Source organism: Streptomyces sp. NPDC058620, from assembly GCF_042717135.1.
In the GTDB taxonomy this organism is placed as follows: Bacteria; Actinomycetota; Actinomycetes; order Streptomycetales; family Streptomycetaceae; genus Streptomyces.
Genome location: NZ_JBHXQO010000005.1, coordinates 129649 through 144593, shown reverse-complemented (window position 1 = coordinate 144593; position 14945 = coordinate 129649). Strand labels below are relative to the sequence as shown.

The 14945-nt window shown below is 67.6% G+C and carries 16 protein-coding genes; 7 read left to right on the top strand and 9 right to left on the bottom strand.

Annotation, left to right across the window (positions count from 1 at the left end):
- Positions 1-380: 380 nt before the first annotated feature.
- On the top strand, positions 381-821 hold the full coding sequence (locus ACFWSK_RS08225; protein WP_097242934.1) for a GFA family protein: 441 nt from the start codon (positions 381-383) through the stop codon (positions 819-821).
- A gap of 8 nt (positions 822-829) precedes the next feature.
- Here the strand turns inward: ACFWSK_RS08225 and ACFWSK_RS08220 are convergent, their stop codons facing one another.
- Together ACFWSK_RS08220 and ACFWSK_RS08215 are read right to left on the bottom strand one after the other, a co-directional pair.
- Complete coding sequence (locus tag ACFWSK_RS08220) at positions 830-1696, bottom strand: SDR family oxidoreductase (RefSeq protein ID WP_383783058.1); 867 nt, start codon at positions 1694-1696, stop codon at positions 830-832.
- A 20-nt stretch (positions 1697-1716) separates the two neighbouring features.
- Complete coding sequence (locus tag ACFWSK_RS08215; RefSeq protein ID WP_164493841.1) at positions 1717-1860, bottom strand: hypothetical protein; 144 nt, start codon at positions 1858-1860, stop codon at positions 1717-1719.
- Positions 1861-2194: 334 nt separating this feature from the next.
- Between ACFWSK_RS08215 and ACFWSK_RS08210 the strand changes: the two genes are divergently transcribed.
- Complete coding sequence (locus tag ACFWSK_RS08210) at positions 2195-3256, top strand: hypothetical protein (RefSeq protein ID WP_383783057.1); 1062 nt, start codon at positions 2195-2197, stop codon at positions 3254-3256.
- Between the two features lie 15 nt (positions 3257-3271).
- Here the strand turns inward: ACFWSK_RS08210 and ACFWSK_RS08205 are convergent, their stop codons facing one another.
- The 3 genes from ACFWSK_RS08205 to ACFWSK_RS08195 form a co-directional block, all read right to left on the bottom strand.
- Positions 3272-3964 (bottom strand): hypothetical protein, encoded by a 693-nt coding sequence (locus ACFWSK_RS08205; protein WP_383783056.1) that lies wholly within the window; start codon positions 3962-3964, stop codon positions 3272-3274.
- Between the two features lie 321 nt (positions 3965-4285).
- On the bottom strand, positions 4286-5920 hold the full coding sequence (locus ACFWSK_RS08200) for a UvrD-helicase domain-containing protein (protein WP_097242930.1): 1635 nt from the start codon (positions 5918-5920) through the stop codon (positions 4286-4288).
- A complete protein-coding gene (locus ACFWSK_RS08195; RefSeq protein WP_383783055.1) occupies positions 5920-7731 on the bottom strand; it encodes a hypothetical protein in 1812 nt (603 codons plus the stop codon). The genes ACFWSK_RS08200 and ACFWSK_RS08195 overlap by 1 nt, the downstream gene beginning before the upstream one ends.
- Before the next feature lie 304 nt (positions 7732-8035).
- Between ACFWSK_RS08195 and ACFWSK_RS08190 the strand changes: the two genes are divergently transcribed.
- The 4 genes from ACFWSK_RS08190 to ACFWSK_RS08175 all read left to right on the top strand — a co-directional run bounded on the left by ACFWSK_RS08190 (position 8036) and on the right by ACFWSK_RS08175 (position 10798).
- A complete protein-coding gene (locus ACFWSK_RS08190; protein ID WP_383783054.1) occupies positions 8036-8407 on the top strand; it encodes a DUF317 domain-containing protein in 372 nt (123 codons plus the stop codon).
- A gap of 100 nt (positions 8408-8507) precedes the next feature.
- Positions 8508-8789 carry a hypothetical protein gene (locus ACFWSK_RS08185; protein ID WP_097242928.1) on the top strand — a complete coding sequence of 94 codons (282 nt, stop codon included), beginning with the start codon at positions 8508-8510 and terminating at the stop codon, positions 8787-8789.
- Positions 8790-8867: 78 nt separating this feature from the next.
- On the top strand, positions 8868-9554 hold the full coding sequence (locus ACFWSK_RS08180) for a DUF317 domain-containing protein (protein ID WP_097242927.1): 687 nt from the start codon (positions 8868-8870) through the stop codon (positions 9552-9554).
- A 170-nt stretch (positions 9555-9724) separates the two neighbouring features.
- On the top strand, positions 9725-10798 hold the full coding sequence (locus ACFWSK_RS08175; RefSeq protein WP_383783053.1) for a hypothetical protein: 1074 nt from the start codon (positions 9725-9727) through the stop codon (positions 10796-10798).
- Between the two features lie 82 nt (positions 10799-10880).
- Here ACFWSK_RS08175 and ACFWSK_RS08170 read toward each other — a convergent pair whose 3' ends face one another.
- The gene (locus tag ACFWSK_RS08170) at positions 10881-11576 is read right to left on the bottom strand and encodes a hypothetical protein (RefSeq protein WP_383783052.1); all 696 of its coding nucleotides are present in this window, start codon (positions 11574-11576) and stop codon (positions 10881-10883) included.
- Between the two features lie 94 nt (positions 11577-11670).
- The gene (locus ACFWSK_RS08165; protein ID WP_383783051.1) at positions 11671-12114 is read right to left on the bottom strand and encodes a hypothetical protein; all 444 of its coding nucleotides are present in this window, start codon (positions 12112-12114) and stop codon (positions 11671-11673) included.
- A 260-nt stretch (positions 12115-12374) separates the two neighbouring features.
- On the opposite strand from ACFWSK_RS08165, the gene ACFWSK_RS08160 reads away from it, so the two are divergent.
- The gene (locus tag ACFWSK_RS08160; RefSeq protein WP_383783050.1) at positions 12375-12521 is read left to right on the top strand and encodes a hypothetical protein; all 147 of its coding nucleotides are present in this window, start codon (positions 12375-12377) and stop codon (positions 12519-12521) included.
- Positions 12522-12529: 8 nt separating this feature from the next.
- On the opposite strand, the gene ACFWSK_RS08155 is transcribed toward ACFWSK_RS08160, so the two are convergent.
- Positions 12530-14278: a relaxase/mobilization nuclease domain-containing protein gene (locus ACFWSK_RS08155; protein ID WP_383783049.1), complete on the bottom strand. Its 1749-nt coding sequence runs from the start codon at positions 14276-14278 to the stop codon at positions 12530-12532.
- Positions 14275-14625, bottom strand: coding sequence for a plasmid mobilization protein (locus tag ACFWSK_RS08150; protein ID WP_383783154.1), 351 nt, complete (start codon positions 14623-14625; stop codon positions 14275-14277). The genes ACFWSK_RS08155 and ACFWSK_RS08150 overlap by 4 nt, the downstream gene beginning before the upstream one ends.
- Positions 14626-14945: the final 320 nt, after the last annotated feature.

The following is a 14945-nucleotide window of genomic DNA, read 5'->3' as shown; positions in this document are numbered from 1 at the left end:
CACCGCAATCGCCGCCGCCCGGCTGTCCCACGACCCCCACCTGGGCGTCTCGGTGGCCGTTGACAGACGACGGCCGGAGCATAGGAGGGATGGTCTCGTTGACAGATTCCCGGGCTGTTGGGCAGGGGCTTCATGGTGGGTTCGGGTGGAAGTTGTCGGAATCGGCTTGGTGGACGGTGGGCGGTGCCTTCAGGTCCCCAGCCCGCCCTGCTGCCCCGCATCCCCGCCCACGAGGGGCGGCCGTTCGTCCATATGAATAGACACGCGGCACCGAACATGCGAGCCCACCAGTCCCAGGGCCGTACTAAGAGCGCCCTGGCGACCATAGAAGCGATGGCACGCTGAGGGCCCAACTTGCTGAAATCCCGGGAGATCACCTTATGAACGCCACCCCCGCCGCCGACGCCCAGGGAGCCGAAACAGCCGGGCAACGTACCGGCGGCTGTCTGTGCGGCCGTATCCGTTTCACCACCCGAGGTCCAGCTGTCTTCCCCCACACCTGTGCCTGCCGCCACTGTCAAAAGCTTGGCGGTACACCGGTGATGTGGTGGGTGGGATTCCAGACGGTCACCTGGACCGGTGAAGGCGGAGAGCCGACCTGGTACGAGACCTTCGAAGGCGAGGCGAAACGCGGCTTCTGTCCGACCTGCGGCAGCAGCCTCGCGGCGATCGATAGCGACATCCCGGAGATTGGCATCAACGCCACCGCTCTCGACGACACCAGCGGCCCAGACCTCGTGCCGATCCACGTGTCCTTCCGAGATAACGCTGTTCACTGGCTGCCCCCGGTGCCGGAGACCGAGCACAGCACGGCCGGTTGACCAACCGTTCACTGGCCGGCAACGTCATCCGCTCCGGCTGCGGCGTTCAGGCCGTGGGGGACGAGGAACTGGTGTGCGCCGCGCAGTGTCGTGCGCAGCTTGCGTTGCGTCGAGCGACTGTCGAGGCGGATGTCGAGGGGCCCGGGAAGGGTGCTGTCGGCCCGTAGGCCAGTGGGCAGTCGCGATGCGTCGAGTCCGTCGCGTCGGGCGATGAGCACGCCCAGTTCGTGTCGGCTGAGAGCCTGGTTCCCGCCGAGGTGGTGGACGCCGGTTGCGCCGCCCGACGCGAGTTCGAGGAGCGCTGCGGCCAGATCGCTCGCGTGGACCGGGCATCGGACGTCGTCTGTGAAGAGGACGCCGTCGCGGGTGCCGGCGGCCAGTTCGTGGACGGCGCGTTCGTGCTCGGACTGTCCGTCGCCGATGATCAGCGAGGTGCGGGCCACGGCGGCGTCCGGATGGAGCAGAAGCACCGTCTCCGCGGCGGCCTTCGCCGCCCCGTACGGGGTGATGGGGTCGGGCCTGCAGTGTTCGTCGTAGGGGGCAGGGCGCTTGCCGGAAAAGACGGCGTCGGTGGAGACCTGGATCATTCTGATTCCGGCCTTCGCCGCGGCGATTGCGAGACGGACGGGTCCCTCGGCTGTGACTGCCCAGTCGGCCCCGCCACTCGATGCATTAACGATGACGCGAGGGTTCACCTCGGCCACGACCGCTTCCACGCTCCCTGGATCTCGCAGGTCGAGGCTGCGCCAAGTAACCCCTGGAACACTGCCGGGCCTGGTCGCATAGGTCGCGGCCGTCGGGCGTCCCACCGATACAGCCTGCCGAACCAGCTCGGTGCCCAGGAACCCGGACCCACCCACGATCAGCAGCGTCATGAGGCGACACCCTAGACCCGTCACGGCCCGGTGATGGCGAGAACCTGGGTGGAAGCGTCGATGAGGGCCGTGTGCGGTTTTACGATGCGTGCCGCGGCGAGGGCCGCCTTGCCGCGGTACTCCGGCTGGCGGGCCCTCATGACCGGCTGCCTGGCGAACACCATGTCTAGATGATCAATGCCCACGGATGTCTGCGGAGGGGTTTGGGGTGAGCGGCGGCGGAAGCCGCCGCAAGACGGCCACAGGCGGCGGGCTGCCAGCTCTGGTTGCCGAGGTTGCAGCGGGCGGTCAGGCGGCAGAGGTCATGTCGGCTGCACGCAGCTTCCCTTGTCAGTGACACCAGCGACAATTCTCTTCGACAGCGCTGGCGGGGCAGGGGGATGCACACGCATGCAGACAGATGACTTCTTTCGCAACAGGCCCGATGAACACGTGGACTGGCCCAACCACAGGCCAGGCGAATGGGTATGTCAGCTATGGGAACTGGATGTCAAGCAGATGGAGTCCCTGCGGTTCGGCCCCCTGCTCGATCACCCGGACCTGGAGGTAGCCGAGGCGCTGACCAGGCTGCTGCACGAGGACTTCGTCGCCCGGGGCACACGCCACGATGAACGTATGAAGGACGAGGAAGTCGTCCTCGCCGTCAAAGCGCACCGTGCTGTCCTCGAACGCCTGGGTCTTGAGCCGCCAAAGCTGCCCTTCCGCCATCACAGCGGCTTCTACGACTATTGGCGCAAGAACGACATGTCCGGGGGCGGCGGCTGGCAGGCGCGCCGCGGGTGCATCGAAGGGCTGCTCGGGCCGACCCTGCAGGCCCTGGAGGACCTGCAGGAGATCGAGTACGAACAGCGCTTCAAGAACGGCCCCCGCGGCACCTTCAAGAACCTCATCTTCGCCGCCGTGGGCCCGAAGCCGAAGATCGTGTTGCGGGACGCGGTGAACAACGACGTAGAGATCGTCCAGAACGCCAAGAACTGCCTCGTGTACAGCGACCCTCTGCCGGCCCAGGGCCTGACCTGGCGGCAGATGGTCACCTGGTGGCAGGCGAAGCACCTCCCCAACGCCGAGGAGCCGGAGGCCGCCGATGCCCTCTACCGCCGGCTGTACCGCTCGCTTGATTCCCTGCCGGAGCAGACGGTCCTGCGCACCTACTGCACCCGGTACGCCGAACCCGCCGGGTTCGACCTGCCAGCCCTCATCCCGCAGGTCTACCTGCACTACGACCCCTACACCCGCAAGAGTGGCGGACACAGCGGTGCCCTGCACCGCCAGCGCATGGACTTCCTGCTTCTGGCCCCTGACCGCTCCCGCATCGTGATCGAGGTCGACGGCGTCCACCACTACGGCACCAAGAACCCCATCGAGGTGGATAGCCGCAGCACCTACACCGCCTCGCCCAGGCTGCACTCGGAGATGGTCGCCGAGGACCGCCGACTGCGGCTGGCCGGCTATGAGATCTACCGCTTCGGCGGCTGGGAACTCACCCGGCCCGACAGCCCGCAGCTCATCTCCGACTTCTTCACCGAACTCCTCGCCCGGCACAAGAAGCCGACACCATAGCGGCGGCACGCTGCTTCAGTAGCCGGCCGTGTCCATGGCCTCCAGGTACTCGATCTGCCAGTCCTCGTATTGACCGAGATGAGCCGAGTAGCCACCCCACAGCAGGTGGGCCAGCTTGTGCAGTTCGTTCACCTGCTCATAGAAGTTGATGTTCTGCTGCACGGGCCGGGCGGGAGTCCGGCCGTTGCCGTGGCCGACCACGGCGTACCGGTAGGTCTCCCCTGATGCATCCTCGCTGTCCAGCCAGTGCAACTGAGTCCAGGACTCCGGATCGATGCGCTGTTCCACCTCGGGCAGGTCCAGCAGTGCCAGGTACCGGTTGAGGCAGTCCGCCAGCTTCTTGATGTTGTGCGTGCGTAGACGCTTATCCAATTGGTCGGGGCTGAGGTCCTCCTCTCCCGAGTAGCCCTCGCGCAGCGCGCACTGGGCGGCCTTGCGGATCAGCCACTTCAGCGACAGCTCGATGCTGTGCCGGTAGTTATAGAGAATCGGGAGGGGCAGCAGGTCGTCCGGGCCATGAGTGATCCAGTGGCGAGCGGCGGTCTCGGCCACTCGCAAATAGCCGCCCGCAAGAGCGAGATCGTCCTCGCTGGCACCTCCCCAGACGGCGATCTCGGCACTTGCCCATCGCGGCCGGGGCAAACTCAATCGGTCTCCTGCTTCCTCCATTCCGTCAGGATGGCAACCGCTCGCATCGACCACCACCACTTTTGGCGCCTGTCTCCGCAGCAGCTGGCCCGTGTGTCAGCTCGGACGGTTCGATCTGACAGCAGGCCCAGCTGTCGCGCGGTGCCGGAGACAGCATGCAGTTGCCTTCTCCGGCCAAGCTGTCGTGTGCGCTCTCGTCGTCGACTCGAATGGCTGGCAAGGCGACTGCATTTGTTGTCGAAGGACAGTTCTGTCCATTGACATCGAACTCAGTCGTTTTGCCATCGAACCGAGTCGTGTCGTGTCCCGGTGCGCCCGGAACCGAAGCTGCAACAGGAGGTGAAGTCTGGGACTGGGGGACAGATGCCTCGGCTTCGATTACTAACTCAGGGCAGCCACGAGCGGAGCCCACAGTGGATGCGACCGCTCCGGGACGACGAGGCGGGCATGCTTTCGGGCCCGTGTCATGACGACGTACAACAGTTTCGATCCGTTAGGGAACGGATCACCCTCGTAACCGTAGAACTCTTCCGAGCCGAGGAGCAGGATGGTCGTGTCGGCCTCGCGCCCCTTGGTCTGGTGAAGGTTCATGACTTGGATAGGGAAGCGGCGGGTGGTGTGCGAGCCCACGAGGATCTCGTCGCGCGCACGTAGTAGCTGGTCAGTAGCGGCTTCAATGTCGAGCTCGTCTCCTAGCGAGCGCAGCGTGGTGCGGGTCAATTGCGCGGCTTGAATCCAGGTCTCCTGACCGCGGTGCGTACCGATCCTGCGGTATGCATTCGTAACAACGTCGGCTAGTTGGTCGGGATGGCCTGCGGCGGCTCGCAGGTCTTTGGCCAACCGTTTAATTGCCCTGGCCAGAACGGGATTGTCGGAGAGGTTGAGTATCTGCCGGGCCAGCGGAGGCATCTTACTTCCGCCTTGTGTGGCCGAGACGTACACGGCGAGACTACGCAAAACGGGCGCCCTGTTCCCGAGGGCAAATTGCACCATGGCCAGTTGGGCGGGGAGAGCTTCGCCATACGCTTCGGTGAAACCCACCTGCTCATGGGCCAGGCCGTCGGCGGTCAGTGCGTCGGAGAGTTCAGTCGTCGCGGCGTTAGTGTGGGTGAAGATGCTGACCGTGTCGCCGTGGCTGCGTGCTTGGCGGGCGAGTTCCAGGACGTGGCGGTGACCGATCTCGTCCTCGATCCGGGTGATGGACAGCCGTCCTGCTTCAGCTGCTGCTCGGATAGCAGGGTTGCTGAAGTCTCGTCTGCGGGCGGCTTCAGCGGCTGCTGGAAGCATGCCGCTCGGGTCGCGGAAGCTGGCTGGCGGCAGGCGGACCTCGCTGGCGCCGGGCAGAGCCATTGCTGTACTGATGCGGGCGGTGGCGTCGACGCCCTTCTTGAACGTATAGATGCACTGGTTGGCATCACCCAGCAGAATCCTGCGCGCGGGCGGCGCGATCAGCTGGAGAAAGTCCCACTCGCGGGCGTCGGTGTCTTGGAATTCGTCGCAGATGACGATGCCGTACCGACTGCGGTAGTGGGCCCGGACTTTGGGGAGGGCAAGCAATTCGGTCGCGGCGGGAATCAGTTCGTCATAGGTGAGGCCGGGCGGGGCCCCTGCAACCAGGCTGTTGGCCTTGCTCAGCACAGTCTGTGGTGGCGGGTACCCGTGGTGCGGGCCGAAGCTCCTGATGACGCGCCAGGCGAATCCGTGGAAGGTCGAGACCTCCAAGCGCGGCCGGAACGGCCCGATTACCGCGGCTGCACGGTCGATGATCTGTGCCACGGCGGTGCGGGAGAACGATAGGAACAGGGCGCGCTCTGGGGCGGGCAGCCTCGTTCTGACTCCGGCACGCGCTGCGGCCCGCCGGGCCATCGCGAGTTCCTCGTCTGCCCGTTCGAGGTGCCGCCGAGCCGCGGCAACGGCAGTTGTTGTCTTGCCTGTGCCCGCGCCGCCCAGGACAACCACGACCGGAGCGGTACTGGTGATGATGTCGATTTGCTTGTCTTTCGGCGTGTACGTCATCACTGCTCCGTCTGCGGCCGGGCAACCTCGGGGAGGTCGACAAGCCTGGGGCCGGAGTAGGCGGCGTTCGCGGCCTGGGCGATTGCGTCGAGGGCCGTCGCCAGCACGGGCGGGTGAACGACCGCTTTGCCCGGCGGGTGCTCATGCGTTTCGGTGTGGTCAGGCGCTGGCTGCAATTCGCTGTAGAGGGCTTCCAGGAGGGGTTCGTGCAGGCCCTTCTTGTGAAGCACCTTGCACAGTTGAGTCACTGCGGACTCGCTGGCGTCAGCGGCCAAGGGGTCGGGTACGCCGTAGTCCGTGAGCAGGGCGCTGGCCGCGGCGACCGTGGTGAGATCGAGGCCGGCGACCATGGCCCGCTCGATCGCGCCAGGGGGCAAACGGACCACGACGTTACAGGCAGCTTGGACTGTGGCCGTCTGTTCAATGCTCTGTGGTGTTTCCTTGTCCCGGTCGATCACGCCGATCACGCGGAAGCCGAGTTGCTGGGCGAGTTCGGCGATGCGGGGGATCTGGTCGATGCCGCCGTCGCCGCCGGTGCCTGCGGCGACGAGTCGGACCCCGTGAGCAGAGAGGGGGAGTTTGCTCGGTGGGAATCGGCGATCGGCCATGCTCAGAACAGCCACGTCGTGCGGCCCCTCGGTGATCGCGACTACCGGTGCGGTGAAGGCAGAAAGGAGCTGGGTGTGTAGCTGCCTCAGCGCGGCGAGCTTCTTGCGGTCGGTTGTCTTCGCGATCTGGTGGTGTCCGCGAAGGCCCCCGTGACGGACCAGGCGTACCACCTCGCCGGGTTCGAACGCGCGGGCAACTTCAGGCCGCCGCGTTGACAGCCATACTTGGCCCGCCTGATTACGAGTCAGAGAGGCGAGGTGCTCTGCAGTAGCAGCATCGAGCTGATCACCAAAGTCGTCTGCCAAGACCACTGCACCGGGAACGTTCGCCAAGAGCATGGCCTCGGCCATCGACAGGATGGCGGTGACCGTGCTTCCGTGGCTGGGCAGTGCCAGCAACCCCGAGTCGTCCAGGCGCAGCGCGGCCCTCAACGTACGCAGGAGGGCGGCGACCGTGCCATCTTCGGCTAGGAAACCGACGTCTCTGGCCGAGATCGTGCCTTCGCCCAGACGACTCGCAGTACCGCCGACGGCTAGGACCGCATCGACGGCATCGGTGATCGCTGGATCGGCTGACAGGGCGCCGACGGCGTCGGCGACCGCCGAACGCAGCGTTTCGAAGGCCGCTACCGCGGCCTTCGGGTCACGCTCGTCGATGAAGCGGCGCAAGTTCCCGCCGGCCCGAAGCTGGAGAGGAACCCCGGCGTTGAGGGTGATCACGGGCAGGGCTCGCCGGGTCGCGGCCGGAACCCGGAGGTAGTCGCCAGCGCCTGGGGTGCTCCGGGCCGGATAGAAGACCACGGTTTCCAAGACCTCGGTATCGCTGTCATAGCTGAGCCGGTACGTCAATCGAATACACAGGGGAGAGTCCGGATTGGCGTCAGCGGCCTCACTCGCCGCGCCTGAGGGGTCCAGTGGCTCAAGTGCCCCGTCGGCCACGAGCTGCTGTACATCGGGATCGAGGTCCGTCAGGGTTACCTCGACCTCGGCTGCGTCAACGCGAGCGACCGGCGAGAAGTCGGACGGGAACGCGCTTTCCTCGTCAACTTCGGGCGCTGCAGCGGCTTCGACTTCTTCGGCTTCTGAGGCGCTCTCCTGGTACAGGTCGGTCAGGGCGGCGCCCCGGGCTGCATCTGGATCCAGCACCCGCGCAAGGGCCTCGATGATGTCGGTACGACCCGCGCGAGGAATGCCCGCCAGCACTACGTGACGGTCAGGACGAAGGTCCAGATGCTTCCATCCGCGGAAACCTGAGATTCGCAAGCGAGTTACACGCACAGCAGCAATCATCCAGCACGCATGGCCTCACAGGTACTGCATTACAGGAAGCCCAGGCCGAGACCTCCCCGCAGGGCTCGGTTCGATGGCAAAGCGACCGGGTTCGATGTCAACGGACAAGTTCGCCCGTGGCAGACGAGGAAGATCGCCCAAAGGACTGGTGGACGCTGCCACGGCATGTCAACCTAAACGACCTTCCCGGAAAACCCCAGGTCAGAGAGGTGATGTTGTGGCATTGAATGCGGCGCAACCTGGATTCGCCACGACGGTCGCGGCCCTGCGGCTCCGCTCCTGGAAGTTGGGTGCCGGCCAGCCGATGGAGGTGATCGACCAGTTCACGGACGCAGACTTCACCCACATCGTGGATGACCGGGCCGATGTGCACGTCAGCTCGCGCGACGGCCGGTTCTATCTCGGCTACTTCCCCGACGGCCGGCCCGGCGGCGCCGACGAGGACTGGGTGACGGGCGAGGGCTGGGTGATCGCCGTCACCGGTACCGCGGATGTGCCGGGGTACCGGATGGCCTTCGGTACGGACACGCCGGCGGAGATCGTCGCCGCTGTCGTGGCCCGGATCATGGCCACCTCCCGGCGCCTGTGACCTGTCCCCTTCCCTCCGTACGCGACGCGTACGCTGCCTCTGCTCTCGCGGCCCTGTCCGCCACCGCTAGGAGAACGCCTTGGACCCGCACTCGCCCGAAATGACCGTCGGCGACATCCTCGACCTGCTGTCCGCCTGCGACCGCGACACGCCTGTCCGGCTCGCCATCAACCCCTTCTTCCCCATGGCCCACCGCCTGGGCGCTGTGCACAATACGGTCGACGAGCGCGGCCGGTCGATGGTCTACATCGCCGAGTCCGAGGAGGCCGAGCAGTTCGGCCCCCTGCCGCCTGCGGTGGCTGTGGCTCTGACCTGGCAGGAGCCGGTCGAGGCACCCCGGCGCCGCCGACGCGGCGCGACCGGGCCGAACACCGGCCAGTGATTCATCCCCGAGCTTACGGAGGCGCCCCTGCACCCGCACCACCCCATCGAGCCCTCCCACCCCGACTCGCCGGACCCGCTGTACTGGGTCACCCCGCGCCACCTGGCCGGCGATGACGGAGCCCTTGCCGAGCGGATCGGTGACACCCTGACCGGCCTCGGCTGGCGCATGTGGCCAACCTCCCGCAACACCCTGCTCTACGTGAGCCCGGACGGACTGCGCGGCGCCGAGTGGATCCTCGCCGCCTACCCCTTCGAGCTGGGCGGACTCCCGGTGGCCTGGCAGTTGTCGGCCCGTCCCCACGCCGCCTCGGCGATGACCGAGTGGAACGCCTACTTCACTGCCGGCGTCCCGCACGAAGCCCTCGCCGACCTCCTGCTCGCACTCGACGCCTGCGCCACACCCGATGCCGGGTTCGAGGGCGCCGAGTCGGTGCTCACCGCGCTCGGCGCGCGGGGCTGGCTGCGCGACATGGACCGCCCCCGCACGACCGCGACGGACCCCGGCTTCTCCGCCAGCGTCTCGCTCGAGATGCTTCCGCCGCTCATCCACGACGCCGACCCCCGGGACGACCTTCTGGGGTGGCAGGCATGGGCGGAACCCATGCTGGGAGCGCCGTACCTGTGGTGTGCGAGCTTCAGCGCGAGCGCCCCGCACGAGCTGGTCGCCGCCTTCGCCTCCTCGCTCGCGGCACCCGGCCCGGTGCCACGCCGGAGGCTGCCCGAGGGCTCGGAGGACCGCCTCACCGTCGTCCACCGCAGCTGACGACGATCGCGGGCGGCCGAAGAACGGGATACATGGGGTGATGCCCCGCCCCTCCAGGCCCGGTGGTTCCACTCTCCCCTCGGGGGTGGAACCACCGGGCCTTCGCCGTACCCGTGTCGGGGAGGCGGCGCCGTGAATCCAGGACCCGGGCCCTGAATAGGATCGCTCCCGTGGCAGTCAAACTGATAGGCAAAGGACCACTGCGCGGCTACCTCCTGGAGGAGGTGCTGGCCTGGTTGCTGCGATCCAGCGGCTTCGAAGTGCTCACGGCCGACGACGATAAGGACAAAGAGCCTTGGAAGGTCCTTAAAGAGGACAAGAATGGCTTGCTGGTCCGTGGGCGTGGGGCGTGGCACCAGGTCGACGCGCTCGGGCAGTTCCGGTACGTCCCGCCGTTCTCGCTGCCCGTCCGCCTGTTCGTCGAGGCGAAGTATCTGACCTCGACGCGCGTAGGTCTGCCGACCGTGCGCAACGGTCACGGCGTGATTCACGACGTGAACGAAGGCGAGACCACTACGCTCACCGCCGCGGGTACGGGCCGGCCGAGGACGCGGTACCGCTACAACTACGCGATCTTCTCCACGTCGGGCTTCAGCAAAGAAGCCCAGGACTACGCGCTGGCCCATCAGATATCCCTGATCGACCTCTCCGCTCCGGACTTCGCCGTACTGCGGGACCTTGTCCGGATCGCGGCCGACACGATTCACGCAGCGCTCGACGCCGCGCCCGCGGGCGAGAGGCCGAAGGTGCACCAGATACGCGCGTACCTTCGCGGCCCACTGCTGGATATGTACGCCGAGGACGCATACCTGCCCGATCAATTCCGCGAGCCGCTCGATGAACTCGCCCAGGCGCTGCACAGCCGGTCCACGTTGGGTCTTGTGCTGGCCTTTCCCGCAGCACCGTTCGTTCTGGGGCTGGCGTCGAATGACCTGTACGGGTTCGTGAATTACGCGAGAGAACACCCCACGCACGCCGTGCGCGTGCGGCGACTGCCTCAGTCGGCTTCGCATCCCGTCTGGGAACTGCGCTCGGCCGAGCACCCTGATGTATACGCGTTGAGGTTCAGCCTGCCGGAACGGGTGGAATCCTGGATCGTCGAACAGGACGAAGGAATGCCCTCACGAACCCGGTATGTGAAAAGAAGCATGCTCTCGACCATGACCCTGTACTGGATGGACGGGGACCACGCGCAGACATTCCAACTGCGCTACGAGCCCGGCGAACTGCGCCTGGCGGGCTGATCGGCTCATAAGCCGCAACCTCGGTGTCCGGGCCTGTCGGACGGACAGGCCCGGACACCGGGGTTGCGGACGGTGGAGCGGGTCAGTGTGCGGTGCGGGCCTTGGTGAGCGCCTTGTCCAGGTGGGCGTCCACGAGGCCCGGCGAGCCGGAGACGATCACCAGGACGTTGCCGGAGCGGATCGCCGTCTGCTTGACGACGCTGCGCTGCCCGCCGGCGGAGTAGGTGAGCAGCTGGCTCCACTGCTCGTCGCCGAGGTCCGGCGCGGCCGTCTTCTCCGTGCCCATGTCGATGACAGTGCTGCCCGACGCCACCTGGTAGGACGGGCAGGAGACCATCGCGTTGAAGACCCTCCCGATCCCGTTGGACAGCTTCGTCGCGCTGTCGCTGTACAGCTCCTCGCTCACCTCGGAGTTGGTGCTGCCGACGTAGGTGAAGGACGCCTTCGCCTTGCGGGTGAAGTCAAGGGTGGCCCCGGTGGCCGCGTCGCTGCCGAGCTTCTCCAGCGCCGGGCAGCCGATGACGGTGACGTCGTCGTGCTGGTCAGCGGCCTGGGGCTTGCGGGTGTAGCCCTCGCCCAGGTCGCTCTCGTTCAGCAGCCGCTCGTTCAGCTTGGCCGATGAGAGCGGCGCGGACGCGGAGCCGCTGTTATCGCCCCGGAACGCGGGTGCAGAGGACGCGGCCGGGGCGTCGGCGGGCTTGGTACTGCGGGAGCAGCCCGTCAGGGCGAGGACGGTGAGGGCGCTCAGGGCGAGGGCGGTCGTGGTGGAACGGTGCATGCGAAAACCCCTTGTGATGCGAGATGGACGGTCTGACCAGGTCGGTCCTCCGGGCGCCGACGAACGCAGGGGTGGGGGAAGGGGTTTCGCGACTTCAGTGGCCGAGGTGGCGCAGGCCCTCGTCGAGGGTGGGGTGGAAGTGGTCGACCGGACCGGAGTTGCGGTTGTACCAGGCGGTGTCCAGGCGGGACTCCTTGGCCTCGTGGCCAGCCTCGCAGCGCAGCCACACCGAGTCGTCACGCATGTTGAAGACGATCCAGTTCCGGTACGCGCCGCAGTGGCACTGGTGGACTTCGCCGTCGATGACGAGCGGCAGGTCCCAGCGCATCATGAACCCCGAGACGTCCTGGCGGGACGGCGCCCGGAAGTCCGTCGGCAGGAAGTCGGGCACCACCGTGGACTCCGGCGCGGCAGGTGCCGGCGCTGCGCGGGGGCCGGGGCAGTCCGGCAGCGGCAGCTCGGTGTGCATCGCCAGCACTGCCTGGCCGGCCCGCTGGGCTTCACGGAATTCTCGGTCCGCACGGTTGCGTCGGAACATGCCGTCTCCATCTCTCTCGTCTCGCCTGCACGAGGAGAGTGCCGCAATCCCCTGACCTGCTGCAACTCTAGAAATGTTGAACGCGGACGACTTACCGGAGGACTTCGGCACGGCACTTCCGCGCAGGGCGTGGGACTCTGTTTTCATTCCAGATCGGTTACGGCACGTGCCGTTTTGGGCGGACGGGCGTTGCCCAGAGCACAGGTTCTTCAACGTTCCCGACGCAGCTGGGCGGCGAGTACTGGCTGGAGTCGCCGGTCATGGAGCACGCGACCGGCTGCCGGTGCTCCGGCACCCGCGATCCGCAGCCTGAACTGCGGGATCGCCGGGTGCCGGAGGCGCGCACCGTCATGCTGTGCATCGCAGGCGCCACCGCGGTCATCGCGGTGTGCGCCTCGGTGCTGTAAGCGCGGGCTCAGCGCCGGGGTTCTCTCGTGCCACTCCGCTTGGCCGAGGCGTTCTGCGACGGCGGCGTCGCCTTCTTCCGCGTCTGTCCCTTCGATGCGGCCTTTGCCGTACCGCTCTCCGGCCCAGTCGAGGCGTCCGCGGGCAGGTCCGCCATCCGCCGCAGCCGCCAAACCAGCACGTCACTGATCGATTCTGCGGTCTCCAGCTCGCGCCGTTCCACGGCTTCCGCCAGGAGCGCGGCGGGGTCGTGGCCGGCGTTCTCGACGTCGACGAGGGTGGCGGCCAGGGCGTACCAGCCGGGCTCGGCGAGAACCTGCCCGGCCAGCTCCGGCACCGCCCGTCGGAGATAAGCGGCCTGCTTGCGCTGGAGGGGTTGGGACAGGCGGCGACCGCGCTGGTGCATCACGCCGAGGTGCAGCGGCGCGGCGGCCTGGTAGGCGGCACGCAGGTGGTCGGCGGCCTGGCGGGCAGCAGCGGCCTGCTGAGCGTGCTCCTTCTTCCCGTGCCAGTGGGCGGCGGCGCTGACCAGGAAGAACGCCATGTCGATGAGCATGGCGGTGGTGGCACCGTCCTCGCCGCGGCCGAGTGCGGGACCGCCGTAGACGAGATCGCGGGCAGCCTGACGCAGGGCACGGTCGTGGCCTCGTTCGGCCTGGACGTGGGAGCGGGTCGCCCGCTCGAACGCCCATGCGGCATCTCGCAGTTCACGGCGGGTGTGCGCGGCCGATGTCTTGGCGAGCGCGTCGAGGACCTCGCCGGCTGCGGCGAGGTGCGCGGCGATCTGTCCGTCGTCGCCCTGGTCGAGGATCAGCACGGTCTGCCAGACCGCTGTCGTCGCCTGCCGCCGAGCGGCCGACGGGCTGATACGGGGCGAGCCGGAAGAGCGGTCCGTGGCGGAGTCGCTGCGGTGACCGGAGGCGTCGGAGGACCACCGCTTGCGGATGCGGGGCAGGGAGAGGTCGGGCGCGAGGGTGGAGCCGGAATAGTAGATCGGCTCCTGGTCCTCGTTGCGGTCGTCCGGCAACGCGACCTTGTAGCCGAGCAGGTCACCAGAGGGTGCGGTGCGTTGGCGGATCAGGAGGCCGGCGGCGGCCAAGCGGTCGAAGAATTCCTCCTCGCTGGCGACTCCGGCTGCGGCGCGGCGCACGGTCTCGCGCAGCTCCTCGCGGGGGGTGCGTTCCTTGCCCTGGCGGTCAGCCTTGTGGCGTTCGGCGCTGGTGGGGCGCTTGGCGGCGGTTCCGTCGCCGACGTTCAACCGGCGTAGACCGTAGTCGATTTCGACCTTTCGGGCTTCGGTCTGGGAGCGGGCGCCGTCCTGGCGGATGCGGGCCTGGCGGCCGTCCTCGCGTACGACGGTGGCGACGATGTGGATGTGATCGCCGGCGTGGCGGACGGCCGCCCAGCGGCAGGCGGCGTCGTCGCCTTCGGGGGCGATGCCGGTGGCGGCAACCATGCGGCGGGCGATATCCGCCCACTGCTCGTCGGTGAGGATCGGATCCTCCGGCGCGGCGCGTACGGACAAGTGCCATACGTGCTCGGCGGGCCTGGCGCTCTCGGGTAGCGCCATGACGGGCTGGTCGAGCAGGCGCTGCAGGTCGCCGTACGTTGCCTCCGGATCGCGGCCGGGGTCGGGGGCCTGGCTGTCCCAGGCGGCGACGAGGTGCGGATCGATGTGCTCCTCGGCCCTGCCGGGACCGTACAGGTAGGCCACCAGACCGCGGGTATCCGTGCCCATGTCGTGGACTTTGGGGATCATGCAGCCGGGCGCTCTCTGTCCAGGTAGTGCTGGGTGAAGGCGTCCACGCGTCGAGCGGCACGGTGCACGGCGGAGAGGACCGCCTCGGCGTGCGGGGCGTCACCGCCTGAATTGAACGTCTTGGCAACCTGGTTGACGTTGTTGCCGATCTGTCCGAGGTGGCGCCGCAGGCTGAACAGCTCGGCGATCATTTCGCGTTCGCCGGCTATCTCGGCTGCCGTGCGCGTCAGGTCGCGCGCGGCGCTGAGGGCTGCGTGGGCGAGGAAGCCGGACGGAGTCATGGCGCACGCGGCTGCGGCGTCGAGGACGGACTGCTTCTCGTCGTCGTTGAAGCGGCTGGTGATCAGGTGCTTGCGCTTGCTCGACTTGGACTTCGGCGTGCGGTTGCGCGCGGGCGGCTGGCTCGATGGCGCGCTCGCGTGGTAGGTGCAGTGCGGGTTGTGGCACGGGTGGGCGGCTGTCTGCTCCTCCTGGGGACGTCGGCCGCCCTCGGTCGCATCCCCTCGGTCCGGCGCCCCCCGGCGCTGGACCGCCTCCGCCGCCCCTGGGGCGGAGGACGCGAGAGTAGTACTCCCAACGGGAGTACTACTCTCGCACCAACTTGCTCGCGGTGAGGTCGAGTTGCTTTCCGGCTCACCGTGCGCGTGAGTGGGGGGTGTCGTCGGGT